Raw genomic sequence first — 24897 nt, forward strand, 5'->3', positions numbered from 1 at the left:
AGATATGGTCGCACGATGAGACGGAAATCGACAACCCGTATCATATAAGCCGTGCCAACGTGCGCGCGGCCATAGATAGGAGATATGAGTGCCTAAAGCACGCGTGTACGATTTAGCCAAGGAACTTGGCATAGGTAGCAAAGACGTTTTGAACAAGCTCAAGGAAATGGGCGAGTTCGTCAAATCAGCTTCATCAACAGTTGAGCCTCCAGTCGCCCGCAAGATACGCAATGCGTTTGCAGCGGCAGGGCAGGACACCGAATCTGAAGGTATCCCTTCGCAGGCTGACAGGCAGCAGGCGGGGAAGCCAGGCAACAGTGCAGGCAGAGATGCTGGAAAGGTTGCGAAGGACAGCAGCAGCCCGTCGGCGGCCCAGCCAGGCGCTACAAAGCCCGGAGCCTCAGGGGACACTTCTGCTGCAGCCGGGAAGGCTGCGCCAGGGCCTGCCGGCAGTGCGCAAGGTGATGTCAGCCCGGAGAAGGGTACCGGCAGGACGCAGGCGGCAGCCAGCGGCAGCCCGGCACCTTCGTCCCGTAAGCCGGGTACTCCAGGAAAGAAACAGAACGCCCAGGGGAAGAGCCCGGGCGATGCGAAGGGTGCCCCGGCTGCAGCAGGCGTCCCTGTCCCGACGCCGCATCAGCGTAAACCGGGAGCCCCCCGCCCCGGGAATAATCCGTTTATGAGCAGGCAGCATATGGGTGCCCCCACTCCGGGGGATATCCCGCGGCCGCATCCGATGAACCGCCCAGGGGCCTCCGGGGCAGAAGGCCGCGGAGGGCGCGGGCGCGGCGGGCGTACCGGCCAGCAGCCCGGCCGCAATGGCTCGCAGCAGGGGCGTTCCGGCGCACGGTCCGGGCAGCCGCGGAATTCCCGCGGCGGGCGCCCGTCACAGGGTGCAGGGTACAGCACCGGCAGTTCTTCACGGCCAGGCCGTTTCGGCGCCCCAGGCATGAATGGCCAGAGGCCGCAGAACGGGCCAGGCGCAGTCATGCCTTCACGCGGACCGGCCGGCCGCGGCCGCGGGCGTGGCGGTGCTGCCGGTGCTTTCGGGCGCCAGGGCGGGAAATCTTCAAAAGCCCGCAAGGCGGCGCGCCAGCGTCAGCGCCAGGAATACGAGGAGATGCAGGCACCTGTTATCGGCGGCGTACGCATCCCCTCCGGCAACGGGCAGGCAGTCCGCCTCCAGCAGGGCGCTACGCTGTCTGATCTGGCAGACAAGATCAATGTAGCTACGGCATCACTGGTCACCGTCCTGTTCCATCTGGGGGAAATGGCTACAGCTACGCAGTCCCTTGACGAATCTACCTTCAAGATCCTTGGGGAGGAGATCGGCTGGGATATCCAGATAGTGTCTGCCGAAGAAGAGGATAAGGCCCTCCTGCAGCAGTTCGATATTGACCTTGACCAGGAAGAGGACGAGGAAGACCTTGTCCCGCGGCCTCCGGTCGTAACTGTTATGGGGCATGTTGACCATGGTAAAACGCGGCTTCTGGATACGATCCGGCAGACGAATGTGTCAAGCCATGAGGCTGGCGGCATCACGCAGCGCATTGGCGCATATCAGATACATGTTGAGCTCAATGATATAGACCGCCGCATCACTTTCCTTGATACCCCGGGCCATGAAGCGTTTACCGCCATGCGTGCCCGCGGTGCGGAACTCACAGATGTTGCAATCCTTGTGGTAGCAGCCGATGACGGTGTGATGCCCCAGACAGTGGAAGCTATCAACCATGCGCAGGCAGCACATGTGCCTATTGTGGTAGCAGTCAATAAGATTGATATTGAGGGCGCCAATCCTGATAAAGTCCGCGGGCAGCTCACTGAGTACGGACTCGTACCTGAAGAGTACGGCGGCGATACCATGTTCGTTGATATATCCGCGAAGCAGGGCACCAATATCGATAAGCTGCTTGAGGCTGTGCTCCTTACGGCCGACGCAACCCTTGACCTGCGGGCCAACCCGGATACCGATGCGCGCGGTGCAACAGTGGAAGCAAGGCTTGACAAGGGGCGCGGCGCAGTTGCTACCGTCCTGGTCCAGCAGGGTACACTTCATGTCGGCGATGCTATTGTTGCAGGCACTTCATACGGCCGCGTGCGCGCGATGCTTGATGAGAATGGCGGTAATGTGAAGAATGCAGAGCCGTCGACGCCTGTAGCGGTGCTCGGCCTTACTTCCGTACCGTCAGCCGGCGATGTATTCCTGGTCGCCCCGGATGACCGTTCTGCCCGTCAGATCGCTGAAAAGCGTGAAGCTGCGGAGCGTGCGGCACAGCTGGCCCGGCGCCATAAGCGCGTATCCCTTGAGAACCTCAAAGAGCAGTTTGCCAAATCTGAAATCGATATGCTCAACGTTATTATCAAGGGCGATTCCTCAGGTTCCGTGGAAGCACTGGAAGACTCCCTGATGAAGATTGAAGTCTCTGATGAAGTGGGCATCCAAGTCATACACCGCGGGGTCGGCGCCATCACTCAGAATGATGTCAATCTGGCGACTGTCGATAAGGCTGTTATCATCGGTTTCAATGTGCGCCCGAGCAGGCAGGTCGCTGACCTTGCTGAGCATGAGGGTGTTGACATCCGGTACTACTCTGTGATCTACCAGGCTATTGAAGAGATCGAAGCATCCCTTAAAGGCATGCTCAAGCCTGAGTATGAAGAGGCAGTCACTTCGCACAGCGAGATCCGCGAAATATTCCGTTCGTCCAAGTTTGGCAATATTGCCGGCGTTATGGTGGAAGACGGGACAGTCAGGCGCGGCACGAAGGCACGCATTATGCGCAGCGGGATCGTCACAGTCAATGACCTTGAGATCGCCGGCCTGCGCCGTTTCAAGGATGATGTGCAGGAAGTCTCTGAAGGGTATGAGGCCGGTATCAATCTCGGGTCGTTCAACGATATCGAGATCGGCGATATTATTGAGACCTTCGAGATGCGGGAAGTTGAGCGGCAGTAATGGCAAAAACCAATCCCCGTTCAGCGCGTATTGCAGCCGTTATCCAGCGTGTTATTGCTACAGCACTGTCTACCGGCCTGCATGACCCGCGCCTGAAAAGCGTTACTGTTACAGAAGTCCGTGTAACGAACGATATGCAGATTGCACGTATTTTCTGGACGCAGCTTGGAGACCCGGGGCATGCCCAGGGCGAACGCAAACGTGCGGCGCAGGCCCTCCGGCAGGCAACAGGCCATCTGCGGACGCTGGTCGGGCGTTCAACAGGGCTGCGCCTGACCCCCCAGCTGGAATTCGTGTATGATGAAGTCCCTGCCCATGCAACCGCCGTTGAAGATATTATGGTTGTTGCCCGCCATCGTGACGAGCAGCTTGCCAGGCTGCGTGAAAATGCCCGCTATGCAGGCGAGGAAGACCCCTACAGGCACGGCAGTACTGATAACGGGCCGAACGGGGATGAAACAGTGCAGGATGGCAGCGGTTTTGACCACTGATGCTGCAGCGGATCCTGCGGACAGCATCCCTTCTTCCGGTGTTTTCGTTGTTGACAAACCGCAGGGTGTCACCAGCCATGATGTTGTTGCGGCTGCCCGTAAGCTGCTCCATATGAAAAAGGTGGGGCATGCGGGCACTCTTGACCCCATGGCTACCGGTGCCCTTGTTATTGGTTTCGGTAAGGCAACCCGCCTGCTCAATGTGATCACTGGTGCTGATAAAACGTATGAAACAGTGATCCGGCTGGGGCAGTCCACAGCGACTGACGATGCTGAAGGCAGTATTACCCGGGAATATGATACGTCAGCTGTTTCGGACGGGCAGATATACGCTGCTGCCCGCAGCCTGACAGGGACTATCAGGCAGGTCCCCAGCGCATTTTCTGCGGTGAAAGTCAACGGAAGGCGTGCTTATGATCTAGCCCGTGAAGGCAGGCCGGCCGAGCTGGCTGCACGCACAGTCACTATATCTGATTTTACAGTTGACAGTATTGTCCGCCGGAAGATCCGGCAGGATGGCAGCAGCAGTCCTGATGGCTCCCGCAGCCCTGCCGAATACGCTGCTAGGGCTGTAATAGATATCCACGCTCATATCACATGCTCTTCGGGGACATATATCCGTGCTGTCGCCCGCGATCTGGGCGCGATCCTCAGTAACGGCGCCCATCTGACTATGCTGAGGCGCATACGGGTCGGGAAATTTGCGCTGGATGCCGCGCAGGCATACCAGCCTGTGAGGCCTGCCATCCCTGCTGTGGCTGAAAAACAGGTTTTTACGGCACGCGACGGGGGCACGGCGGTCCGGAACAGGGCAGCTTTCCCTGACAATGTGCAGCGCAGGCTTCAGCACTGCCTGTATTCCCCCGCTGAAGCGGCTGCACTGGCGATGCCCGTACTGGCAATATCTGATGCCGATACCGAAATACTCCGCCACGGAGGGATGATTCCTGCGCATATCACGTCTCTCACAGCGGCTGTGAACACCGATTCGCACGAACTTATTGCGCTTGTGGAACCGTGGAAACATCGTACTGCCAAACCTGCTGCCGTTTTTATTGCATAGCACCCGTGGCGTGCAGCTGATACAATATCTGAGTCAGCTTTTTGCGCAGGGGAAGGCTTATGCCATGCCTCTTGAGGCTGGGCACCATTCCGCGCAGAAAGCATATCTATAACAGAAACACCTTTATAACAGAAAACAGTGAGGAAATGATGGACGATATTTTGGGTTCAATGAAAGAACAGGCTGAGAAGCTTGCCGGTATTGATCTTGGCAATGTCAATGCAGGCGAACTGGCCGATAAAGCCAGAGAGGCTGTGAAAAATGCCGATGTTGGGGGGCTTGCCCGGAAGGCAAAAGATATTTTGCCCGACCAGGCTGATTCTGTTATCGATAATATTACTGAAAAACTTAAGTAAACGCTGGAAGATTAGCGGATGGCCGTGCGGACAGATAAAAGAAAGCTGACGGCAGAAGACAGCAGGGCTATGGAGGCAGCATGCCAAATATCCTTACTTATGCGCAGACGATGTTCGATACTTTCGATGTGCGCCCCTTCTCAAGGGTAGATTCCCTTGTCCTGTCATGCTTGGCTTATGTGCATATGAAGGGGGATGTCCCGCGCCTGTACTTTTCCCGGTTCAGCGGCGCAGCATATGCAAATCCCGGGAAAGGTGAAGCTGCCCTCTCAGATGATACGGATAATATGACGCCGCCCCATGCGGGCCCGTCAGGCCGCCCATCTGCTGATGCCGAAGCCCGTATCGAGACCCGCGGCAACTGGTTCGTCCGTCAGGGAAAGAAGGCTGCTGCATGGCTGAAGGCTCTAGTGCACGGCAGCAGATCCGGTACAGATGGGCGCGGCGATGGACTGGCCGGGCCTTCATATCCCGGAGATGCCGAGCGTTTTATACCCCTCGCTGATGTCCTGCGGGCTGAAGATTATGCTGAAATGTTTGATGATGCCGGCCCTGATAATGAGGACCTCCAGCTTCTGCGCGCAGTATGTGAATCCCCGCGGTATCGCGGCATCCAGGTAGGGCAGTATATCCAGAACCAGAATTCTGTCAACGGCGAAGAACAGCAGTTCGGCGCTGTGACCTTCCTCCTCCCCGACGGTACGGAATATATTGCATTCCGCGGTACAGAGGCAAATATCCTGGGGTGGAAGGAAGACTTCGAGATGACGTATCATGCCGTTATCCCCTCCCAGACTGAAGCATATGAGTATCTTGAAGCTGTTGCCGCACAGTCAGGGCGGCCTCTGCGCGTCGGCGGGCATTCCAAAGGAGGGAATCTGGCGGTATACTCAAGTACCCTCGCAGATCCCGGGATCAGGCAGAGGATAGTGGCAGTGTATTCCCATGATGGCCCGGGGTTCCAGGACAGTTTTTTCAGGAATCCAGGGTGGGCTGAAATCAAGGGGAAAGAGGATAAAAGCTGTCCGGAATTTACTGTGGTAGGCCAGCTCCTTAATCCCGAAGCCCCTTACTCCGTTGTGAAGTGCAGCGTCAGCGGGATCCGGCAGCATTACTGTATGAGCTGGAATGTTGTTGACGGCGATTTTGAGTATGCGGAGAGTACAGACCCTGCAGCCGTATCGATCAATTCTTCCATCAGCCAATGGCTGGAAAAGATCCCGCTGGACCGCCGCAAGCTGGTGGTAGGCAGCGTTTATGAGGCAATCCGTGCCGGCGGGTACGAAGACCTTAATGAGCTGAGCAGCGATTTTTCGCATGCGTGGCCCAAAATATACACTGCAGTAAGGAATACCGATCCGCGGGACAGATCGGTGATTTTTGCGATAGTAAGGGATCTGATGGGGCTGCTTGTCCCGTCAATGATCGGTTCGCTGATGTCGCCTCTTATCCCTCCGGCTGTGCCTTCTGCGCTGGCTTCCCTCCGAGGCAGGAACGGGGCAGACAACGGATCCGGCAAATCAGGTTCTGATAAGAATGCAGACAGTCCTGAACGCTCCTGAAAACCCCGCAAGAGGCACATACTCCGAGAAAAAGTCGGAGTTTATCGGTGAGGCATGCCATGCCGGTTCGCTGGAAGAGGCGCTTGATTTTGTGCAGACAGTCCGGTCCCGGAACCCTAAAGCACGTCATGTTGCATATGCTGCGGTCGTTGGGGACAGCAGCCAGGCGCACGAGCGGATGAGCGACGACGGCGAGCCTGCCGGTACTGCGGGCAGGCCTGTGCTCAATGTACTCCGGCAGTCAGGCCTTACGAGGTGCGTTATTGCTGTCACCCGGTATTTCGGAGGGATCCTTCTCGGTTCCGGCGGGCTTATCAGGGCATATTCTTCTGCCGCATCCGCTGCTGTGGCAGGGGCCGAGCTTGCGAAGCTGGTACCTGCAGCCGTTTATGGAACAGTTATAGATTATCCCTCCTATAGCCAGCTTAAGCACTGTATCACGCAGTCCGGCGGGATCGTGCGGGAAGAAAGGTTCACTGAGAAGGTGCGCATGGTTTTTGCTGTTGCATCTGACCGGACGGAAGAATTCAGCAGGCGTATTGATTCTGCGTTCCGCCATGCTGTAACGATTGATACCCTTGAGGAAAGCTATATCACAGTCCCCATTAAAGTTCCCGGCAAGGCAGAGCCAGGAACGGCCGGCGCAGGCACTGCCGGCATAACACTACCTGCGTAACGTTATAATGGGGCAGTATTAGATGGAGGCCATATGGAGCAGGAAACTTTAACGGTAACATATGAACGGCTGCGGCATTCTGATGATTCGCAGGAGCTGAGCAGGCGGGCACGTATGCCGCTGCCCGGCAGGGACGATGGGGCTGCCTTTTCCAGGGCCACTGCGTTGCTGGAGGCCGTGGCCGGCAACCTCCATACGCCTGTTGAAGACCGGGCTTTCCTGGCTGAGGCCATGCCATTCCCGAATATCCTGGTCAAACTGTCCGGTGATCCGGAACCGCAGGTCCGCGCAGCTGTTGCGGCCAACCGCAATGTCAAAGACTGGCTTGCAGGGCGGCTGACAAAAGATGACGATGCCAGTGTCCGCAGGGCGGCATTGCTGAATCCCCAGACATCATGGAAAATGAGGCTTGAAGGTGCGCAGGATCCGCGTACTGACCCTGAAGTGCTTGAGTATCTGGGCACTTTAGGGGCGGAAGAGGGCTCGGAAGATAATGCTATCCTTTCCGCTATGGTGCGCAGGGCTGTTGCGCTGAACCCGAATGCCCCGGATACGCTGGTCCGGGCGCTTGCGCATGACGGGAACGATGATGTCAGCCATGCAGCACAGAAAAGGCTGTCCTGATAGTTTGTACGGGCTCTAATTGTGGCAAAACTTATTGAACATTATTAGAACGTGCGCATGTCGCTGTGGTGAAGTGGGTTATTCTTAAGATATGGCGACTAAAAAAAATACAAAACTCATGAAGGAAAGTGACGAGCGAAGTGGCCGTACGCTTATCCAGCTCGCCCACGAATACGGTGTTGCAACGGCGTACACCGGCCAGGACGGCGAATTCTATGAAATAGGCGATGAGGTGCTTATTGCCGTACTCAAGGCGCTCAATGTAGATGCGTCAGACGATGCAAAGGCACTGAAAGCCCTTGAAAAGAAGCGGCGTACCAAACATCTCCAGCTTGTCAGGCCAACGGTCCTGCATGTGCAGGGTGTGGACAGCAAAGTCAAACTGCACCATGGCAGCACAAGGCTCCCTAAGGCTACGGTCACGCTGGAAGACGGTACGCAGTTCAACGGCGGCAAACCGCTTGCTCTCGAAGAGGGATACAGCCCTGAAGATGAGCCTAGGATGATCGATGGCGAACTCATTGATACATCATATGCCGTAGTCCCTGCCGTGCTCCCCCTGGGATATCATACGCTCCATATAACTGTGGGCAGGAAAACTATCGATTCCCATCTGATCAGTGTCCCGGAAAAGATCGACCTTATTGGCCCTCTGAAAGACGGAAGCCTGTGGGGTTGGATGGCGCAGCTGTATTCAGTGCGCTCCAGGGATTCATGGGGGGTTGGTGATTTCGCTGATCTGCGCGATATGCTCGCAGCTGCAAAAAGCAAGACCGGTGCTGATTTTATCCTTATCAACCCTGTCCATGCTGCCGAGCCTGTTGCTCCGCTTACACCTTCCCCGTATCTGCCTGTTTCCCGGCGGTATATCAACTTTACATATATACGTCCTGAAAATATCGAAGAGTATGCAGCACTGCCCGCCCCTGATGCTGATGAGGTGGAAAAGCTGCATATGCAGGCCCGTAAACTCAACGAAGACCCCAACCGGGTCGACCGTGATGCGATGTGGAGGCTGAAGCGCCCGGCATTATGGAAAATATTTGAAGCGCCGCGTTCCAGGGCCCGCCAGGAACAGTTCACGCAGTACTGCACCAATGAAGGCGAGGACCTCAGGGCATATGCAATATGGTGCCTGGCCTACGACAAGTGGGGCGCTGTCGAGGATGACCCCGGCTGCTGGGAGAAAAAATACAGCAAAGATTCCCCTGAGATCAGGGAACTGTGCGAAAAATATGCAGATACGCTTGAATTCTACATGTGGCTGGAATGGATAGCTACGCAGCAGTTGGCAGAAGCCCAGAAGGCATCGCACAGGGCCGGGATGAAGATCGGCATTATGAGTGACATGGCTGTAGGTGTGCATTCCCAGGGGGCTGAAGTATGGTGGAACCCGGAGCGTTTTGCCAGGGGCGCTACTGTCGGTGCGCCGCCGGATATGTTCAACCAGCAGGGACAAAACTGGAGCCAGCCGCCATTCAATCCGGTGCATCTTGAGGAGACCGGTTACTCCACATACCGCAATATGGTTGCGGGGATGTTTGCCAAAGCCGGCGCCGTCCGCATAGACCATATCCTTGGGCTTTTCCGCCTGTGGTGGATCCCTGAGGGGAACACAGCGGATAAAGGCACATACGTGCAGTATGATTCCTCTGTTATGCTGGGCATCCTGGCGCTTGAAGCCAGCCGGGTGAACGGTACAGTTGTGGGCGAAGATCTGGGGGTCGTGCCGGATTATGTGGCGGATTCCCTGAAAAGCCATGGCCTTATGGGATGCGTTATCGAATGGTACCAGCAGTATGACGGTGAATTCGTGCCTCCCCAGCAGTGGCGTGAAATGGCGCTTGCCAGCGTAACAACCCATGATATGCCTCCGACTGCCGGGTATCTTGCTTTCGAGCATGCCAGGATCCGGGAGCGGCTGGGGCTTCTCGCAGTGCCTCCTGAGCACTTCCTTGCCAGTGCTAAATATGAGCAGAAGCAGGTGATCAGCATGCTTGTTGAGAACGGATATCTTGACAGAGCATATGCGCAGGATATAAAGGTATACGAGCAGCAGGTCGTAGAGGCATTGCACCGTGCCCTGCTGGATTCGCCGTCAAAGCTGAAAGCGGCAGCCCTCGTGGATGCAGTAGGGGAGAGACGCGCGCAGAACCAGCCAGGCACGGATAATGAGTATCCCAACTGGCGTGTGCCTCTGGCAGACAGCAGCGGGCATGCCGTGTATCTCAACGACCTGTTCGATCTGCAGCGGACCCGTTCGCTTGCGGATGTTATGAACGGCAGAAAATAAGTGAAGCAGGCCGTGTGCGCAGAACCGGGGCACACACATACCCCGGTTTGCGTTAGTCTGCCTGCCGCGTTATCATAGACGATTGTTGTGTTCCCTTCGGGGTCCTTCAAAGCGCTTCCCACTCGCATAAGGACTTTCAGGGAGCCCACAGTAAATGGTGCATCGCAATAGCGGTATATGGGTATGCTGTGTGCGCTGCGCTTGGAACACAATAAAAAGAAAAGGTCGTACCGTGAAAACATTTTCACCTAAACCAGCCGATCTGAGCCATGAGTGGTACGTCGTAGACGCTACCGACGTGGTCCTCGGTCGTCTTTCCGTGGCAGTTGCCAATTTGCTGCGCGGCAAGAACAAGCCGTCTTTCGCACCACATGCGGATTCAGGCAATTTTGTTATTGTTATTAACGCTGAGAAGATATCCCTGAGCGGAGGCAAACTTGATAAGAACCTGTACCATCATTCAGGCTTCCCGTCAGGGCTCCGTGCAGATTCATACGCGGAACTTCTGAAAAGCAACCCTGCGCGCATTGTTACAGCTGCCGTTAAGGGAATGATGCCGAAGAACAAGCTCAGCCGTGCCCAGCTCGCCCGCCTTCGTGTTTACCGCGGTGCTGAACATCCTCATACATCCAACAAGCCAGCAGCCTACGAGATCGAACAGATCTCACAGCAGGCTAAGTAGTAACCGAAAGGAGAATCAACTTATGGCTGATAACGAAAACTCCACGGTTACCGAAACCGGGGAAACCACAGTATTTACTTCTGAAACAAATCAGGGTGCAGGAACAGGTACTTCTGCTGTTGCTCCGGGCTACGGCACAGGGCGGCGCAAGGAAGCTGTTGCGCGTGTGCGCCTCCTTCCGGGCACAGGCAAGTGGACTATCAATGGGCGTACCCTTGAAGAGTATTTCCCAAGCCGCCTGCAGCAGCGTGAGGTCAACTCGCCTATCGTACTTCTCAAGCTGGAAGGCAAGTTCGATGTTAAGGTACGTGTTGACGGCGGCGGTGTCACAGGCCAGGCCGGTGCAGTCCGCCTGGGTGTGGCCCGTGCGCTCAATGCTATTGACAGGGATGCGAACCGCGCTGCTTTGAAGAAAGCAGGGTTCCTGACCCGCGATGCCCGCATCGTTGAGCGCAAGAAGGCTGGCCTGCATAAGGCCCGTAAGGCTTCACAGTACTCGAAGCGTTAAGCCTGCCCTTCCCACCGGCCTGTTGCATGCTGCCGGCGAAAGGGTACGGAAGGCCCCGGAGGTTTTGTTCTCCGGGGCCTTTTGCTGTACTGCAGCTGCTGCAGGCAGCCCGCATGCCGGTATATCTGCACCGCGGCGTGCCGCCCATATACAACACGGCATATCATCACACTCTTCACTGTAAAGTTATATAATTAAAAAGTCTTTCAACTAAAAGGAAAGACGCCGAATACCGGCAGCTGGACAATATGGGGTCGGCTGCCCAAGAACAAAGGGGTTTCCATATGAAAGCAATAGTTGCTACTGAAGATAAAAAGGCAAAGGTTGTAGAAAAGGAACTGCGCCCGCTGAGGTATGGTGAAGCGCTTCTTGACATGGAATGCTGCGGTGTGTGCCATACGGACCTTCACGTTAAGAATCAGGATTTCGGCGATAAGACCGGCGTTGTACTGGGGCATGAAGGCATTGGAATCGTCCGTGAGGTTGCCGAAGGGGTGACTACCCTGAAGCCCGGCGACCGTGCGTCGGTTGCATGGTTCTTCGAAGGCTGCGGGCACTGTGAATACTGCACGACGGGCCGGGAAACGCTGTGCCGTGAAGTAAAGAACGCCGGGTACACCGCTGACGGCGGCATGGCTCAGCAGTGCATCGTCACTGCAGATTACGCTGTAAAAGTCCCTGAAGGGCTTGACCCTATGCCTGCCAGCTCAATTACCTGCGCAGGCGTGACTACGTATAAGGCTATCAAGGAATCCGGCGTCCATCCGGGCGAATGGCTCCTGATCTCCGGCCTGGGCGGGCTTGGGAACCTTGCCCTGCAGTATGCCAAGAATGTATTTGAGGCCCATGTTATTGCAGTAGATGTTAATGAAGGCCAGCTTGATTTTGCCCGTGAATATGGCGCAGACCTGTGCGTGAATCCGCTTGATACAGATGTTGCTGCATTCGTCCAGGAGAAGGTTGGCGGCGCCCATGCTGCGGTTGTTACTGCGGTGAGTAAGGCTGCTTTCAATGCTGCTGTTGGCGCTGTACGCGCAGGGGGCACGGTCGCAGCTGTAGGGCTGCCGAGCGAATCAATGGATCTGAGCATCCCGCGCCTCGTGCTTGACGGGATCCGCGTGGTCGGATCCCTTGTCGGCACCCGTAAAGACCTGGAAGAAGCTTTCCAGTTCGGGGCCGAAGGGAAGGTCGTCCCACAGTGCACCCCTCGCAGTATGGAAGATATCAATGATATTTTCGATGAAATGCTTGAGGGCAAGATCCGCGGCCGTATGGTCATTGATCTCAAGCACTGATCCTCCGTACTGACCGGCATGTCGGAGCCTGAGAACAGCTTTATGCCTTGAGGCTGCGGTATGCGGTCATAATACGCTTGATGCATGCGGCCCGGTCCCCATGGGGTGGTACTGGGCATTATGCATGCACAGTGAGGTTTTGGGCTGCTGCCGGGGGAAGGCCTGCCGTCCGGTTATGGAGGGTGCGGTGCAGCGCCGGAACGCACAACACGGTGCCGGGAATTTATCTAGCTTATGTGATGTAATTCACATAAGACACATTTTTATTGAGGTGTGGCCAGGATGCAGCAGGTTTGCTGAAGAACTTGCGCAGCATATACGGCCTGACGGAAGGAACTCTAGTGGCAACAGCAGAAAGCACTGCAGCAAGCGACGCTGAAAAAGAGGTCGATACCCTTGTAGCTAAAGCGCTCACGGCTTTGGATGAATACAGCAGCTATGATCAGGAAAAGATTGATTACATTGTCGGCAAGGCTTCTATTAAGGCCCTCAGCGCCCATCTTGCCCTTGCGCAGATGGCGGTTGAGGAAACAGGGCGAGGGCTTATTGAAGACAAGGCAACGAAGAATATTTTCGCCTGCGAGCATGTGACCCATCATATGATGAACCAGCGCACAGTAGGCGTGATCAGTGAAAATGATGTTGACGGCATTACGGAAGTTGCAGAGCCTGTTGGCGTAGTTGCCGGCGTGACCCCCGTGACGAACCCGACGTCAACAGTGATCTTTAAGTCGCTGATCGCTTTGAAAACGCGCTGTCCGATCGTATTCGGGTTCCATCCTTACGCTCAGAAATGCTCGGCGGAAGCTGCCCGGATAGTCCGTGATGCGGCAGTTGCTGCAGGTGCCCCCGAAAACTGTATCCAGTGGATCGAACACCCCTCCATTGAAGCTACCGGCGCCCTGATGAAGCATCCCGGTGTGGCCACGATCCTTGCTACAGGCGGCCCCGGAATGGTCCATGCTGCATATACTTCCGGCAAACCGGCTCTTGGCGTGGGTGCAGGCAATGCCCCGGCTTATGTGGATAATGATGTTGATGTGGAGCGTGCCGTCAACGATCTGGTCCTTTCCAAGCATTTTGATTACGGTATGATCTGCGCAACTGAACAGGCTATTATTGCGCATAAAGATATCTATCCTTCTCTGGTCAAAGAGATGAAGCGCCGTAAAGCTTATTTCGTCAATGCAGAAGAAAAGGCAAAACTTGAACAGTACATGTTCGGCGTTACAGCATATGCAGGCAAGGATGCGCCCAAGCCGCAGCTGAACTCTGCTGTCCCCGGAAAATCCCCCCAGTGGATCGCGCAGCAGGCGGGGTTCTCTATCCCCGATGATGCAGCTATCCTTGTGGCAGAGTGCAGGGAGGTTGGCCCCAACGAGCCTCTGACCCTTGAGAAGCTCTGCCCTGTGCATGCGCTGCTGAAGGCAAAGGATAAAAACCAGGCGTTCGACATGTGCGAGCAGATGCTTGTTTACGGTACCGGGCATACGGCAGCCATCCATACAAATAATGAGGAGCTGGTCGATGAGTACGGGCTGCGGATGCATGCCTGCCGGATTATCTGGAATTCCCCGGCTTCGCTGGGCGGTATCGGCGATATTTATAATGCTATCGCGCCGTCGCTGACGCTGGGCTGCGGGTCGTACGGGCGCAATTCCGTGTCAGGGAATGTCCAGGCTGTCAATCTGATCAATGTCAAGCGTATTGCACGAAGGAACAATAATATGCAGTGGTTCAAAGTCCCGCCGAAAACCTATTTCGAGCCAAACGCTATCCGCTACCTGCGCGACATGGTGGGTGTGAACCGCGTATGCTTTGTGTGCGATAAAACGATCCTTCAGCTGGGGATCATCGACAAAGCGATCCATCAGCTGCAGCTGCGGCTGAACAAAGTCGAATGGCGGATCATTGATTATGTGGAGCCTGAGCCTTCGGTACAGACCGTTGAACGCGGCGCACAAATGATGCGTGAAGATTTCCATCCGGATACGATTATCGCTATCGGCGGCGGCTCCCCGATGGATGCAGCCAAGATTATGTGGCTTCTGTATGAGCATCCGGAAATCGAGTTCCGCGATATCCGTGAAAAATTCTTCGATATCCGTAAACGTGCATTCCGCCTGCCTGAACTTGGGCATAAAGCCAAGCTCGTGTGCATCCCGACAACCTCGGGGACGGGGTCAGAAGTTACCCCGTACGCAGTGATCACTGACCAGGAAACAGGTTTCAAGTATCCGATCACTGATTATGCATTAACACCGTCGGTGGCTGTAGTCGATCCTGTACTTGCCCGTACCCAGCCGCGGCGGGTAGCTTCCGATTCCGGCTTTGACGCCATGACACACTGCCTGGAAGCTTTCGTGTCGTGCTATGCAAATGATTTCACCGATGCCATGGCTTTGCACGGTATGAAACTGTTGTGGGATAACCTTTCCATGGCGGTCAACGAAGGCACCTCGGCCCCTGATGCCCAGGAGCACGTGCATAATGCGGCGACGATGGCAGGCATGGCATTCGGTTCTGCGTTCCTGGGCATGTGCCATTCCATGGCCCATACGATCGGCGCTGTGTGCCATATCGCCCATGGCCGCACTAACTCTATCCTGCTGCCGTATGTGGTGAGGTACAACGGCACCATCCCGGATGAGCCCACCAGCTGGCCGAAATACAATAAGTACGTTGCCCCCGAGCGGTACCAGCAGGTTGCCCGATATCTTGGCCTCAAGGCTGATACGCCTGAGGAAGGCGTTGAAAACCTTGCGGTAGCCCTTGAAGACTACCGTGACAACAGGCTTGGCATGGACCATGACTTCAGGTCATGCGGGGTAGATGAGGATTTCTTCTGGTCTGAGCTTGACCGTATCGGCATGCGCGCGTATGAGGACCAGTGCACCCCTGCAAACCCGAGGATCCCGCTGATCGAAGATATGAAAGATATCTCTATTGCAGCCTACTACGGTGTGTCCCGGGAGGAGGGGCATAAGCTCCGTCTTGAGCATGATGCGGGGAAGGCAGACGGCACCCAGGAACAGGGTAAATAATATCTGGCAACACGCAGCGGCATTTTGGCCATAGGGTGTGCTTAAATAGTCAAGTTGCCTGTTGAAGGCTCGTTTATATTTGAATTATGAAAAGCGAGCGCGGCTGCAGCCCAAGGCTGTATACTGCGCACTGATGTGGTCTCGCCCGTACGTGTATGGGGAGCTTGCTCGGTGCCCTTTGGAACAGGTTGGTAATGTATCAAATCGCAGAAAGGGCGAACAGCAATGGCGGGACAGAAAATCCGCATCAGGCTAAAGTCCTATGACCATGAGGTCATTGACCAGTCGGCAAAGAAAATTGTCGAGACGGTTACGAACGCTGGCGCAACAGTAGTTGGGCCTGTGCCTCTTCCTACCGAGAAGAACGTCTTTGTTGTAATTCGTTCCCCTCATAAGTACAAGGATTCTCGCGAGCATTTCGAGATGCGTACGCATAAACGTCTTATTGATATAGTGGATCCAACGCCCAAGGCTGTTGATTCACTTATGCGTCTTGATCTGCCGGCAGACGTTAATATCGAGATAAAGCTGTAGGGAGGAGGAAGAAATGTCGTCAAATCAGAATCGTACTGCGCTCATAGGCAAAAAGCTCGGGATGTCGCAGGTGTGGGATGAGAATGGCTTCTTCGTCCCGGTAACCCTTGTGGATGTTGCCACAAATGTTGTTACAGCTGTTAAGAGCGAAGACACCGATGGCTATAAAGCTGTCCAGCTCGGCTACGGTGCTATAGACCCTACTAAGGTGACAAAGCCGCTTGCCGGCCATTTCGCCAAGGCAGGCGTTACCCCTCGACGCCATCTCGTAGAAGTCCGCACAGAGGATGCTGACAGCTACGAACCGGGGCAGGAATTAGCAGCAGATACTTTCAAAGATGGTGATCGTGTCGATGTCACCGGTACCACAAAGGGGAAGGGTTTCGCCGGAACCATTAAGCGCTGGGGCTTCAAGTCCTACCGCCGTACCCACGGCTCCCATAAGAATGAGCGCCGTCCCGGTTCTATTGGTGCCTGCGCAACTCCAAGCCGCGTCCTTAAGGGCAAGCGCATGGCCGGGCATATGGGGCATGTGACCCATACGACCCAGGGCCTCACAGTTGTTTCTTCAGATGCAGAGAATGGCGTAGTAGCAATCAAGGGTGCTATCCCAGGGCCTAAAGGCGCTATTGTCCTTCTTCGTTCAGCAGTGAAGGGAGCGTAACCATGGCAGATGTTTCATTGAATGTTACAGGCGCCAAAGGTAAGGCCGCAGGCGACGTAAAAGTCCCTGCAGAACTCTTCGGCATTGGGCAGGACGAAGTCCGCAGCCATGTCCCGCTGGTACATCAGGTTGTTATCGCACAGCTTGCTGCAGCGCGCCAGGGGACGCACGCTGTCAAGAACCGTGCCCGCATATCAGGCGGCGGCAGGAAGCCATGGAAACAGAAGGGTACAGGCCGTGCCCGCCAGGGTTCCATCCGCGCCCCCCAGTTTGCAGGCGGTGCGGTAGTCCATGGGCCGGTACCGCGCGATTATTCGCAGCGTACCCCCAAGAAGATGAAGGCAGCAGCTTTGCGCTATGTACTGTCTGACCGCTGCAATGCAGGCCGCGTGCATGTAGTCGATTTTGGGATAGCCGACAGGCCGTCTACAAAAGCGGCACTGTCTGTGCTTGAGCCTCTGGTAGCGCAGCGTTTCACTACAGTTGTCCTTGGCCGCGAGAATATCAATGAGTGGATGTCTGTACGCAATCTGCCTACAGTACATGTGCTTTTCGCCGACCAGCTGAATACATACGATGTTGTCACAGCTGAAGATGTGGTCTTCACTAAGGAAGGCCTTGAATCATTCACCGGTGGCACGAAGTCTGGTAAGGAGGCTTAACCATGGCAGTAACACGTAGGGCAGCCCATGATGTTATCCTCAGGCCTGTAGTTTCCGAAAAGAGCTATGCTAACTCTGACCGTGGCCAGTACACTTTCGTAGTCGCTGATAATGCCAATAAGGTAGAAATCAAGCAGGCCATCGAAGAGATATTCAAAGTAAAGGTAACCAACGTCAACACCCTTAACCGCCAAGGCAAAACCAGGCGCACCCGCACAGGTTTCGGACGCAGGGCTTCGCAGAAGCGCGCGATCGTTACTGTTGCTGAGGGCCAGACGATCGATATCTTCGGTAACTAAAGGTTAGCCGAGAAAGTTAGGTACTAAATTATGGCTATCCGTCAATATAAGCCAACAACCCCAGGGCGCCGCAACGCTTCTGTATCTGATTTTTCAGAGATCACGCGTTCCACCCCGGAGAAGTCTCTGCTGCGTAAACTCAGCAAGACCGGCGGCCGTAACAGTTACGGCCGTATGACAAGCCGCCACCGTGGCGGCGGACACAAGCGCCAGTACCGCCTTATTGATTTCAAGAGGTGGGATAAAGATGGCGTACCAGCAAAAGTTGCTGAGATCGAATATGATCCGAACAGGTCGGCCCGCATCGCGCTCCTGCATTATGCAGATGGCGAGAAGCGCTATATCATTGCCCCGCAGGGTGTGAGGCAGGGAGATGTTATTGAGACAGGTGCACAGGCAGATATCAAGCCCGGCAACAACCTGCCTCTGCGTAACATCCCCACAGGTACTGTTATCCATGCTATTGAGCTCCGCCCTCTTGGCGGTGCTAAGATTGCACGCTCTGCAGGTACCGCTGTCCAGCTCGTTGCAAAAGATGGCGCTCTGGCCCAGCTGCGCATGCCTTCAGGCGAAATCCGCAATGTTGATGCCCGGTGCCGTGCAACTGTTGGCGAAGTCGGTAATTCCGACCATGCCAATATTGAGCTTGGCAAGGCAGGCCGCGCCCGGTGGATGGGCAAGCGCCCAATAACCCGCGGTGAGTCCATGAACCCTGTTGACCATCCGCATGGCGGCCGTACACGTGGCGGCAAACCGCCAGTATCGCCATGGGGTAAGGGCGAAGTCCGTACCCGTCATCCGAAGAAGGCTTCGAACAGGATGATTGTCCGTCGCCGTCCAGCTGGTAAGCATCGCAAGTAAGGAAGTGTCGTACAGATGACTCGAAGCATCAAGAAGGGGCCATTCGTCGACGCCCACTTGCAGAAAAAGGTCGACGCACAGAATGCCAGCGGCAGCCATGATGTTATCAAAACATGGTCCCGCCGTTCCATGATCACGCCGGATTTCATTGGGCACACTTTTGCTGTGCACAATGGGCGTACTCATGTCCCAGTATTTGTAACAGAAGCAATGGTCGGTCACAAGCTTGGGGAGTTCGCGCCTACACGCACATTCCGCGGGCATGTGAAAGATGATAAAAAGGCACGCCGTTAAGGCGAGGAAGAGTAAAGACACATGGAAGCTAAAGCAATTGCTCGTCATGTTCGTGTGACACCGCGCAAGGCTCGCCGCATGGTCGACCTCATCCGAGGCAAGAAGGCGGCCGAAGCTATTACTATCCTCAAGTTTGCTCCGCAGGATGCATCTGTCCCAGTACGCAAGGTACTGGAGAGCGCAGTTGCCAATGCCCGCGTGCTTGCGGATAAGAATAACACCCCATTACGCGAGAATGAACTGATCGTTAAAGAAACATATGTTGATGAGGGTGTAACCCTGAAGCGTTTCCGTGCCCGTGCACAGGGGCGCGCAGGCCGCATCAACAAGCGCACCAGCCACATCACGGTTGTAGTCGCCGACAAGGAAGGAGCCCGGTAATGGGACAAAAAGTTAACCCGTTTGGCTACCGCCTCGGCGTAACTGAATCACATCGCAGCAAGTGGTTCTCCGATTCCACCAAGAAGGGGGAGCGTTACCGCGATTTCGTTCTTGAGGATGACAAGATCCGCAAGGAGATGGAAAAGGATCTTGAGCGCGCAGGCGTATCCCGCGTGGTCATTGAGCGCACCCGTGACCGCGTCCGTGTGGATATCCATACAGCACGGCCGGGCATCGTTATTGGCCGCCGCGGCGCTGAAGCAGACCGCGTCCGCGCCAAGCTGGAGAAGATCACCGGCAAGCAGGTCCAGCTCAATATCTTCGAAGTCAAGAATGCTGCTATCGATGCCCAGCTTGTTGCACAGAGCATCGCTGAGCAGCTTACCAACCGAGTAACATTCCGCCGTGCTATGCGCAAGGCCCAGCAGGATGCTATGCGTGCGGGTGCCCGCGGTATCCGCATCAAGCTGTCAGGCCGCCTTGGCGGCGCTGAAATGAGCCGTTCCGAGTTCTACCGTGAAGGCCGTGTCCCTCTGCAGACCCTGCGTGCGCTTATTGATTATGGCTTCTTTGAAGCGCATACAACATATGGGCGTATTGGCGTCAAGGTATGGATATACAAGGGCGATATGACCGAGCGTGAATTCGAAGAGCAGCAGGCTCAGCAGAATAACCGTTCCCGCCGCGGCGGCAATGGCCGCCCGCGCCGCTCCGGCCGTGGCGCCGGCAGGCCGCAGCAGCAGAATGCCCAGGGCGCAGCGCCTCAGGCACAGCAGGCCGGACAGCCTGCCGAGCAGGCTCCTGCCGCCCAAGAAGCAGAAGTAAAGGAGTAAACGAATGCTTATTCCAAAAAGAGTAAAGTACCGTAAGCAGCAGCGGCCTGGCCGCCGTGGCATGTCTAAGGGCGGTAACGAGATCAACTTCGGTGATTTCGGTATCCAGGCTCTTGCTCCTGCATATGTGACCAACCGTCAGATCGAAGCTGCGCGTATTGCAATGACACGTTATATCAAGCGCGGCGGGCGTGTATGGATCACTATCTTCCCTGACCGTCCGCTCACCAAGCATCCTCTGGGGTCCCGAATGGGGTCCGGTAAGGGTGCCCCTGAATTCTGGATCGCCAATGTGCATCCCGGACGCGTTATGTTTGAAATTTCGGGTGTCTCGGAAGAGGTAGCACGCGAAGCGCTTCGCAGGGCAGTCGATAAGCTGCCTATGAAGTGCAGGATAATCGCACGTGAAGGCGGTAATAACTAATGGCTATCGGTACTCCTGATTATAGTATTAAGAATCTGAACGAGAAGACTGATGCTGAGATCAAAGAATCCATCAGCAAGTCCAAGGAAGAGCTTTTCAACCTGCGCTTCCAGAAGGCAACGAGTCAGCTCGAGAACAGCTCACGTATCAGGGCTGTAAAAACCGACATTGCTCGTATGTATACGGTTTTGCGTGAGCGTGAGCTTGGTATTACCCAGGCTCCGGAAGAAACAAGCGGAAAGGCTGAGAAATAAATATGGCTGAAAAGCTTGAGCGTAATGAGCGCAAAGTTCGCCGCGGATATGTCGTGTCCGATGCAATGGACAAGACCATAACCGTGTCGCTGGAACAGCGTTCTACCCACCCCCTTTATGGTAAGGTCGTGCGTAGCAACCGTAGTGTTAAGGCCCATGATGAGAATAATGAGGCGCATGTTGGCGACCTTGTTACAATTATGGAGACCAGGCCTTTGAGCAAAACAAAGCGCTGGCGTCTCAGCGCTATTGTTGAGCGTGCTAAGTAAATAAGTTCGGCAAGGCTCCTGGTACACCTCTTAGCGGTGTACCAGGAGGACCAGCTCGGCTAAGGAGAATCAATGATTCAACCAGAATCACGGCTTCATATTGCCGACAACACGGGTGCCAAGGAGATCCTGGCTATCCGCGTGCTCGGCGGATCGAAGCGACGCTATGCCGGCATCGGCGACATCATTGTCGCTTCCGTCAAGGATGCAATCCCTGGCGGGTCGGTCAAGAAGGGCGATGTGGTGAAAGCTGTCGTCGTCCGCACAGTAAAGGAACACCGTCGTAAAGACGGCTCATATATCAAGTTCGATGAGAATGCCGCTGTTATTCTTGGCAACGGCCGCGAACCTCGTGGGACCCGTATCTTCGGACCGGTCGGACGTGAATTGCGCGACAGGCGTTTCATGAAGATCGTGTCTCTTGCTCCGGAGGTGATCTGATGGTAGCCAAGATCAAGAAGAACGATCAGGTGAAGGTCATCCGCGGCAAAGATCGCGGCGCTGAAGGCAAAGTCCTCCGTGTACTGCCGGATAACAGGCTTATTGTCGAGGGCGTTCAAATCGTAAAGAAGCATGTCCGTGCTACGCAGCAGGGTCAGGAGTCCGGGATCATTTCCGTTGAGGCTCCTATCCACCGCTCCAACGTGATGGTTATTGACCCTGAAAGCGGCAAGCCTACCCGCGTTGGTGTCAAGGTAACTGAAGAAGCACGTGACGGTAAGGTAAAGCGCGTACGTGTGCGCATTGCCAAAAAGTCAGGTAAGGAGCTGGCATGAGCACTACAGTAGAAGCACCAGCAGTTCCACGCCTTAAGGAGCGCTATCTCAAGGAAATTGTGCCTGAACTGGAGAAAGAGTTCAATTACTCCAACCCCATGCAGGTGGCAGGCCTTGAGAAGATCGTAGTTTCCATGGGGGTTGGGGCTGCAGCCCGCGATTCCAAACTCATCGAAGGCGCGATCCGTGATCTTACCCTTATCACAGGGCAGAAACCGAAGGTAACGCATGCAAAGAAGTCTGTCGCACAGTTCCATTTGCGCGAAGGCCAGGCTATCGGCGCATTCGTGACTTTGCGCGGCGACCGTATGTGGGAATTCCTCGACCGCCTTCTGACACTTGCTCTTCCCCGTATCCGTGATTTCCGCGGTATCAGCAGCGAGCAGTTTGACGGCAACGGGAATTATAATTTCGGGTTGACTGAGCAGTCCATGTTCCATGAGATCGATCCGGATTCCATCGACCACCGCCGTGGTATGGATATTACAGTCGTTACGAACACCAAGGAAGATGAGGAAGCCAGGTCGCTTCTGAAGCACCTCGGATTCCCGTTCAAGGAGAACTAAAATGGCAAAAACCGCTCTGAAAAATAAGGCGGCCCGTAAGCCTAAGTTCGCTGTGCGTGGATACACGCGCTGCCAGGTGTGCGGACGCCCCCATTCCGTTTATCGTAAATTCGGCCTCTGCCGTGTATGCCTGCGTGAAAAGGCACACCGCGGCGAGCTCCCAGGCGTTACGAAGTCCAGTTGGTAAATATCGACGCTGAAGGTCCGCGGCCAGGCATTGTTTGTGCCGGGCGGCGGAAACCACGGCGAGGAAGGGCATAAGCCCAAATGACAATGACAGATCCAATCGCAGATATGCTTACACGTCTGCGTAATGCGAGTGCGGCAAAACATGAGACTGTGGACATGCCATACTCGAAATTCAAGGCACATATTGCTGAGATCCTTAAGCGCGAAGGCTACATTTCAGGCTTCGAAGCTAAGGAAGCGCGCGTAGGACAGACACTTGAGATCACTCTCAAGTATGGTTCCCGCGGCGAGCAGAGCATCAACGGCATCAAGCGGGTTTCCAAGCCCGGCCTGCGCCGTTACGCAAAATCCGACGCTTTGCCTATGCCTCTCGGAGGCCTTGGTATTGCTATCATATCTACAAGCGCCGGCCTGATGACCCAGAAGGAATGCCTCGACAGGGGCATTGGCGGCGAAATCGTTGCCTACGTGTGGTAAGGAGGAGCATAGATGGCATCACATATTGGTAAGCTCCCCATCACCATCCCGGCTGGGGTAGAAGTAAAGGTTGACGGGACTGTAGTTACTGCCAAAGGCCCTAAGGGGACAGACAGCTATACTCTTCCCGAAGGCATTACCCTGAAAATTGACGGCAGCGAGATCACTGTAGAAGCAGCTGATGACCAGCGCCCGACCCGTGCACGGCACGGCCTGAGCCGTTCCATCCTCGCTTCTATCGTTAAAGGCGTCCATGAAGGATTCAGCAAGCGCCTGATGATCGTCGGAACCGGTTACCGTGCTGCCGCCAAAGGCAAAGGCATCGAGTTCTCTCTCGGCTATTCGCATACTATTACTGTGAACCCGCCCGAGGGGATAGAGTTTGAGCTCCCGAACCCTAATGAGGTTATCGTTAAGGGTACTGATAAACAGGCAGTTGGACAGGTTGCTGCGAATATCCGCAAGCTTCGTGCCCCTGAACCGTACAAGGGCAAGGGCATCAAGTATGATGATGAACGCATCATCCGCAAGGCAGGAAAGGCTGGTAAGTAATGGCAGTCACTATTATCGGTAAAGGTAAAAAGATATCCCGCCTGCGTCGCCATGCCCGGCTTCGCAAGAAGATCACGGGCACACCTGAGCGCCCACGTCTTGTAGTTACCCGTACGAACCGCAATATGATCGCACAGATCGTTGACGATACCAAAGGGGTCACCCTGGTAAGCGAGTCTACACTGGCTAACGATTTCGGCGAATTCAAAGGTACTAAGACTGAAGCTGCTAAGAAAGTTGGCGAATTGCTGGCTAAGAAGGCGAAGGATGCAGGTATCACTGCAGTAGTCTTCGATCGTGGCGGAAATAAATACCACGGCCGCGTCGCAGCTGTTGCGGACGGCGCCCGTGAAGGAGGTTTGCAGCTGTGAGCGATGATCAGACTGTAAAAGAAACCGAAGAGGTTGTGGACGCACACAATACCGGTGAGGCTTCATCGGCAGCCTCTGAAGGGGCCGCAGAGGCTTCAGGCGAGCGCAGGTCATCCCGCCGCGGCGGGCGTGGCCGCGGCGAACGCCGCTCGCGCCGTGACCGCGATGACAACCGTGATGAACTTATGGACCGCGTAGTTACTATCCGCCGTGTGTCAAAGACTAATAAGGGCGGCCGGACTATGAGCTTCGCTGCGCTTGTTGTTGTCGGCGACGGCAAGGGTACTGTTGGCGTAGGCTACGGAAAGTCCCGCGAGGTCCCCTCAGCTATTGCTAAGGGCCAGCTTGAGGCTAAAAAGCATATGTTCACGGTCCCGCGGCTGCGCGGCACTATCCCGCACCCGATTATCGGGCATGAATCTGCAGGTACTGTGCTCCTCCGCCCCGCGGCACCAGGTACTGGTGTTATTGCAGGCGGTGCAGTGCGTGCTGTCCTTGAATGCGCAGGTATCACCGATATCCTGAGCAAGACTATGGGCTCCGGCAATTCTATCAATACAGTCCGTGCAACGGTTTCTGCATTGAAGAACCTCGAAGAGCCGCAGGAAGTTGCTGCACGCCGCAACATGACCCTTCAGGAAGTCGCCCCTGACCGCCTGCTTCGTGACCAGGCTGCAGGGATCGACGAAGAGCGCAAAGCCCGTGAGGAAGCCCAGGCGGCCAAAGCAGCGAAGGACGGTGAGTAATGCCTACCAAGAAGAAACAGATTAAGATTACTTTGAAAAAGGGTCTTGCTGGTTCTCAGCAGTATCAGAAGGACTGTGTCCGTACGCTCGGCCTCCATAAGATCGGGCAGAGCACCGTACGCGAAGACAATCCTAATGTCCGCGGTGTTATTAGCAAGGTAGCCCACCTGGTAACTGTTGAGGAGGCGTAAC

Annotated in this window: 32 protein-coding genes; all 32 read left to right on the forward strand. The window is 55.4% G+C overall.

Annotated features, from left to right (window positions below):
* Positions 1 to 88: 88 nt before the first annotated feature.
* Positions 89 to 2959: a translation initiation factor IF-2 gene (infB, locus tag ABKA16_RS00670; RefSeq protein WP_380999697.1), complete on the forward strand. Its 2871-nt coding sequence runs from the start codon at positions 89 to 91 to the stop codon at positions 2957 to 2959.
* Positions 2959 to 3450 carry a 30S ribosome-binding factor RbfA gene (rbfA, locus tag ABKA16_RS00675; protein WP_380999695.1) on the forward strand — a complete coding sequence of 164 codons (492 nt, stop codon included), beginning with the start codon at positions 2959 to 2961 and terminating at the stop codon, positions 3448 to 3450. Before infB ends, rbfA begins: the two co-directional genes overlap by 1 nt.
* Positions 3428 to 4513 (forward strand): tRNA pseudouridine(55) synthase TruB, encoded by a 1086-nt coding sequence (gene truB / locus ABKA16_RS00680; protein ID WP_380999694.1) that lies wholly within the window; start codon positions 3428 to 3430, stop codon positions 4511 to 4513. Before rbfA ends, truB begins: the two co-directional genes overlap by 23 nt.
* 146 nt (positions 4514 to 4659) lie before the next feature.
* Complete coding sequence (locus ABKA16_RS00685; protein WP_421672049.1) at positions 4660 to 4869, forward strand: hypothetical protein; 210 nt, start codon at positions 4660 to 4662, stop codon at positions 4867 to 4869.
* An 80-nt stretch (positions 4870 to 4949) separates the two neighbouring features.
* Positions 4950 to 6431 carry an Mbeg1-like protein gene (locus ABKA16_RS00690; RefSeq protein ID WP_380999692.1) on the forward strand — a complete coding sequence of 494 codons (1482 nt, stop codon included), beginning with the start codon at positions 4950 to 4952 and terminating at the stop codon, positions 6429 to 6431.
* The gene (locus ABKA16_RS00695) at positions 6406 to 7107 is read left to right on the forward strand and encodes an IMPACT family protein (RefSeq protein ID WP_380999691.1); all 702 of its coding nucleotides are present in this window, start codon (positions 6406 to 6408) and stop codon (positions 7105 to 7107) included. The genes ABKA16_RS00690 and ABKA16_RS00695 overlap by 26 nt, the downstream gene beginning before the upstream one ends.
* 33 nt (positions 7108 to 7140) lie before the next feature.
* Entirely contained in the window at positions 7141 to 7731 is a 591-nt protein-coding gene (locus tag ABKA16_RS00700) for a hypothetical protein (RefSeq protein WP_007147718.1), read from the forward strand.
* Positions 7732 to 7822: 91 nt separating this feature from the next.
* Positions 7823 to 10024, forward strand: a complete 2202-nt coding sequence (gene malQ, locus ABKA16_RS00705) for a 4-alpha-glucanotransferase (RefSeq protein WP_380999689.1) — start codon at positions 7823 to 7825, stop codon at positions 10022 to 10024.
* Positions 10025 to 10256: 232 nt separating this feature from the next.
* On the forward strand, positions 10257 to 10706 hold the full coding sequence (rplM, locus tag ABKA16_RS00710; RefSeq protein ID WP_380999687.1) for a 50S ribosomal protein L13: 450 nt from the start codon (positions 10257 to 10259) through the stop codon (positions 10704 to 10706).
* A gap of 22 nt (positions 10707 to 10728) precedes the next feature.
* Positions 10729 to 11214, forward strand: a complete 486-nt coding sequence (gene rpsI, locus ABKA16_RS00715; protein WP_007147715.1) for a 30S ribosomal protein S9 — start codon at positions 10729 to 10731, stop codon at positions 11212 to 11214.
* A 284-nt stretch (positions 11215 to 11498) separates the two neighbouring features.
* Entirely contained in the window at positions 11499 to 12509 is a 1011-nt protein-coding gene (gene adhP / locus ABKA16_RS00720) for an alcohol dehydrogenase AdhP (protein WP_007147714.1), read from the forward strand.
* Positions 12510 to 12832: 323 nt separating this feature from the next.
* Positions 12833 to 15553: a bifunctional acetaldehyde-CoA/alcohol dehydrogenase gene (gene adhE, locus ABKA16_RS00725; RefSeq protein ID WP_381000152.1), complete on the forward strand. Its 2721-nt coding sequence runs from the start codon at positions 12833 to 12835 to the stop codon at positions 15551 to 15553.
* Positions 15554 to 15778: 225 nt separating this feature from the next.
* Positions 15779 to 16087 carry a 30S ribosomal protein S10 gene (rpsJ, locus tag ABKA16_RS00730; RefSeq protein WP_006288664.1) on the forward strand — a complete coding sequence of 103 codons (309 nt, stop codon included), beginning with the start codon at positions 15779 to 15781 and terminating at the stop codon, positions 16085 to 16087.
* A gap of 13 nt (positions 16088 to 16100) precedes the next feature.
* Positions 16101 to 16751 carry a 50S ribosomal protein L3 gene (gene rplC, locus ABKA16_RS00735; protein WP_380999684.1) on the forward strand — a complete coding sequence of 217 codons (651 nt, stop codon included), beginning with the start codon at positions 16101 to 16103 and terminating at the stop codon, positions 16749 to 16751.
* 2 nt (positions 16752 to 16753) lie between these two features.
* Positions 16754 to 17413 (forward strand): 50S ribosomal protein L4, encoded by a 660-nt coding sequence (gene rplD, locus ABKA16_RS00740; protein ID WP_007147711.1) that lies wholly within the window; start codon positions 16754 to 16756, stop codon positions 17411 to 17413.
* 2 nt (positions 17414 to 17415) lie between these two features.
* A complete protein-coding gene (gene rplW, locus ABKA16_RS00745; protein ID WP_007147710.1) occupies positions 17416 to 17712 on the forward strand; it encodes a 50S ribosomal protein L23 in 297 nt (98 codons plus the stop codon).
* Positions 17713 to 17742: 30 nt separating this feature from the next.
* Positions 17743 to 18573 carry a 50S ribosomal protein L2 gene (rplB, locus tag ABKA16_RS00750; RefSeq protein WP_007147709.1) on the forward strand — a complete coding sequence of 277 codons (831 nt, stop codon included), beginning with the start codon at positions 17743 to 17745 and terminating at the stop codon, positions 18571 to 18573.
* Between the two features lie 15 nt (positions 18574 to 18588).
* A complete protein-coding gene (gene rpsS / locus ABKA16_RS00755) occupies positions 18589 to 18867 on the forward strand; it encodes a 30S ribosomal protein S19 (RefSeq protein WP_007147708.1) in 279 nt (92 codons plus the stop codon).
* A gap of 21 nt (positions 18868 to 18888) precedes the next feature.
* Positions 18889 to 19248, forward strand: a complete 360-nt coding sequence (gene rplV / locus ABKA16_RS00760) for a 50S ribosomal protein L22 (RefSeq protein ID WP_007147707.1) — start codon at positions 18889 to 18891, stop codon at positions 19246 to 19248.
* On the forward strand, positions 19248 to 20081 hold the full coding sequence (gene rpsC, locus ABKA16_RS00765; RefSeq protein WP_007147706.1) for a 30S ribosomal protein S3: 834 nt from the start codon (positions 19248 to 19250) through the stop codon (positions 20079 to 20081). The genes rplV and rpsC overlap by 1 nt, the downstream gene beginning before the upstream one ends.
* A gap of 4 nt (positions 20082 to 20085) precedes the next feature.
* On the forward strand, positions 20086 to 20505 hold the full coding sequence (gene rplP, locus ABKA16_RS00770) for a 50S ribosomal protein L16 (protein ID WP_007147705.1): 420 nt from the start codon (positions 20086 to 20088) through the stop codon (positions 20503 to 20505).
* The gene (gene rpmC / locus ABKA16_RS00775; RefSeq protein ID WP_007147704.1) at positions 20505 to 20759 is read left to right on the forward strand and encodes a 50S ribosomal protein L29; all 255 of its coding nucleotides are present in this window, start codon (positions 20505 to 20507) and stop codon (positions 20757 to 20759) included. The genes rplP and rpmC overlap by 1 nt, the downstream gene beginning before the upstream one ends.
* Positions 20760 to 20761: 2 nt before the next feature.
* Positions 20762 to 21028 (forward strand): 30S ribosomal protein S17, encoded by a 267-nt coding sequence (gene rpsQ / locus ABKA16_RS00780; RefSeq protein WP_007147703.1) that lies wholly within the window; start codon positions 20762 to 20764, stop codon positions 21026 to 21028.
* 72 nt (positions 21029 to 21100) lie between these two features.
* Positions 21101 to 21469 (forward strand): 50S ribosomal protein L14, encoded by a 369-nt coding sequence (gene rplN / locus ABKA16_RS00785; RefSeq protein ID WP_007147702.1) that lies wholly within the window; start codon positions 21101 to 21103, stop codon positions 21467 to 21469.
* Positions 21469 to 21804: a 50S ribosomal protein L24 gene (gene rplX / locus ABKA16_RS00790; protein ID WP_007147701.1), complete on the forward strand. Its 336-nt coding sequence runs from the start codon at positions 21469 to 21471 to the stop codon at positions 21802 to 21804. The genes rplN and rplX overlap by 1 nt, the downstream gene beginning before the upstream one ends.
* Positions 21801 to 22370, forward strand: coding sequence for a 50S ribosomal protein L5 (gene rplE / locus ABKA16_RS00795; RefSeq protein WP_007147700.1), 570 nt, complete (start codon positions 21801 to 21803; stop codon positions 22368 to 22370). Before rplX ends, rplE begins: the two co-directional genes overlap by 4 nt.
* Before the next feature lies 1 nt (position 22371).
* Positions 22372 to 22557: a type Z 30S ribosomal protein S14 gene (locus ABKA16_RS00800; RefSeq protein ID WP_007147699.1), complete on the forward strand. Its 186-nt coding sequence runs from the start codon at positions 22372 to 22374 to the stop codon at positions 22555 to 22557.
* A gap of 80 nt (positions 22558 to 22637) precedes the next feature.
* Positions 22638 to 23036, forward strand: a complete 399-nt coding sequence (rpsH, locus tag ABKA16_RS00805) for a 30S ribosomal protein S8 (RefSeq protein WP_007147698.1) — start codon at positions 22638 to 22640, stop codon at positions 23034 to 23036.
* A 12-nt stretch (positions 23037 to 23048) separates the two neighbouring features.
* Positions 23049 to 23588: a 50S ribosomal protein L6 gene (rplF, locus tag ABKA16_RS00810; RefSeq protein WP_007147697.1), complete on the forward strand. Its 540-nt coding sequence runs from the start codon at positions 23049 to 23051 to the stop codon at positions 23586 to 23588.
* The gene (gene rplR, locus ABKA16_RS00815) at positions 23588 to 23959 is read left to right on the forward strand and encodes a 50S ribosomal protein L18 (RefSeq protein ID WP_007147696.1); all 372 of its coding nucleotides are present in this window, start codon (positions 23588 to 23590) and stop codon (positions 23957 to 23959) included. The genes rplF and rplR overlap by 1 nt, the downstream gene beginning before the upstream one ends.
* Positions 23956 to 24705 (forward strand): 30S ribosomal protein S5, encoded by a 750-nt coding sequence (gene rpsE / locus ABKA16_RS00820; RefSeq protein WP_380999678.1) that lies wholly within the window; start codon positions 23956 to 23958, stop codon positions 24703 to 24705. Before rplR ends, rpsE begins: the two co-directional genes overlap by 4 nt.
* Positions 24705 to 24896 carry a 50S ribosomal protein L30 gene (gene rpmD / locus ABKA16_RS00825; protein WP_007147694.1) on the forward strand — a complete coding sequence of 64 codons (192 nt, stop codon included), beginning with the start codon at positions 24705 to 24707 and terminating at the stop codon, positions 24894 to 24896. The genes rpsE and rpmD overlap by 1 nt, the downstream gene beginning before the upstream one ends.
* Position 24897 lies beyond the last annotated feature (1 nt).

This window comes from Scardovia wiggsiae (genome assembly GCF_051045985.1).
GTDB classification, from domain to species: domain Bacteria; phylum Actinomycetota; class Actinomycetes; order Actinomycetales; family Bifidobacteriaceae; genus Scardovia; species Scardovia wiggsiae.

Coding starts and splice junctions, on each gene's coding strand:
- truB (WP_380999694.1), top strand. CDS start 3,428: ATGGCAGCGGTTTTGACCACTGATGCTGCAGCGGATCCTGCGGACAGC.
- rpsJ (WP_006288664.1), top strand. CDS start 15,779: ATGGCGGGACAGAAAATCCGCATCAGGCTAAAGTCCTATGACCATGAG.
- ABKA16_RS00695 (WP_380999691.1), top strand. CDS start 6,406: ATGCAGACAGTCCTGAACGCTCCTGAAAACCCCGCAAGAGGCACATAC.
- rplP (WP_007147705.1), top strand. CDS start 20,086: ATGCTTATTCCAAAAAGAGTAAAGTACCGTAAGCAGCAGCGGCCTGGC.
- rpsI (WP_007147715.1), top strand. CDS start 10,729: ATGGCTGATAACGAAAACTCCACGGTTACCGAAACCGGGGAAACCACA.
- rplR (WP_007147696.1), top strand. CDS start 23,588: ATGGCAGTCACTATTATCGGTAAAGGTAAAAAGATATCCCGCCTGCGT.
- malQ (WP_380999689.1), top strand. CDS start 7,823: ATGGCGACTAAAAAAAATACAAAACTCATGAAGGAAAGTGACGAGCGA.
- ABKA16_RS00800 (WP_007147699.1), top strand. CDS start 22,372: ATGGCAAAAACCGCTCTGAAAAATAAGGCGGCCCGTAAGCCTAAGTTC.
- rpsH (WP_007147698.1), top strand. CDS start 22,638: ATGACAATGACAGATCCAATCGCAGATATGCTTACACGTCTGCGTAAT.
- rplN (WP_007147702.1), top strand. CDS start 21,101: ATGATTCAACCAGAATCACGGCTTCATATTGCCGACAACACGGGTGCC.
- rplW (WP_007147710.1), top strand. CDS start 17,416: ATGGCAGTAACACGTAGGGCAGCCCATGATGTTATCCTCAGGCCTGTA.
- rpsS (WP_007147708.1), top strand. CDS start 18,589: ATGACTCGAAGCATCAAGAAGGGGCCATTCGTCGACGCCCACTTGCAG.
- ABKA16_RS00690 (WP_380999692.1), top strand. CDS start 4,950: ATGCCAAATATCCTTACTTATGCGCAGACGATGTTCGATACTTTCGAT.
- adhP (WP_007147714.1), top strand. CDS start 11,499: ATGAAAGCAATAGTTGCTACTGAAGATAAAAAGGCAAAGGTTGTAGAA.
- rpsC (WP_007147706.1), top strand. CDS start 19,248: ATGGGACAAAAAGTTAACCCGTTTGGCTACCGCCTCGGCGTAACTGAA.
- rplC (WP_380999684.1), top strand. CDS start 16,101: ATGTCGTCAAATCAGAATCGTACTGCGCTCATAGGCAAAAAGCTCGGG.
- rpsQ (WP_007147703.1), top strand. CDS start 20,762: ATGGCTGAAAAGCTTGAGCGTAATGAGCGCAAAGTTCGCCGCGGATAT.
- ABKA16_RS00700 (WP_007147718.1), top strand. CDS start 7,141: ATGGAGCAGGAAACTTTAACGGTAACATATGAACGGCTGCGGCATTCT.
- rplB (WP_007147709.1), top strand. CDS start 17,743: ATGGCTATCCGTCAATATAAGCCAACAACCCCAGGGCGCCGCAACGCT.
- rplV (WP_007147707.1), top strand. CDS start 18,889: ATGGAAGCTAAAGCAATTGCTCGTCATGTTCGTGTGACACCGCGCAAG.
- rplE (WP_007147700.1), top strand. CDS start 21,801: ATGAGCACTACAGTAGAAGCACCAGCAGTTCCACGCCTTAAGGAGCGC.
- rplF (WP_007147697.1), top strand. CDS start 23,049: ATGGCATCACATATTGGTAAGCTCCCCATCACCATCCCGGCTGGGGTA.
- rplD (WP_007147711.1), top strand. CDS start 16,754: ATGGCAGATGTTTCATTGAATGTTACAGGCGCCAAAGGTAAGGCCGCA.
- rpmC (WP_007147704.1), top strand. CDS start 20,505: ATGGCTATCGGTACTCCTGATTATAGTATTAAGAATCTGAACGAGAAG.
- ABKA16_RS00685 (WP_421672049.1), top strand. CDS start 4,660: ATGATGGACGATATTTTGGGTTCAATGAAAGAACAGGCTGAGAAGCTT.
- rpmD (WP_007147694.1), top strand. CDS start 24,705: ATGCCTACCAAGAAGAAACAGATTAAGATTACTTTGAAAAAGGGTCTT.
- rplX (WP_007147701.1), top strand. CDS start 21,469: ATGGTAGCCAAGATCAAGAAGAACGATCAGGTGAAGGTCATCCGCGGC.
- rbfA (WP_380999695.1), top strand. CDS start 2,959: ATGGCAAAAACCAATCCCCGTTCAGCGCGTATTGCAGCCGTTATCCAG.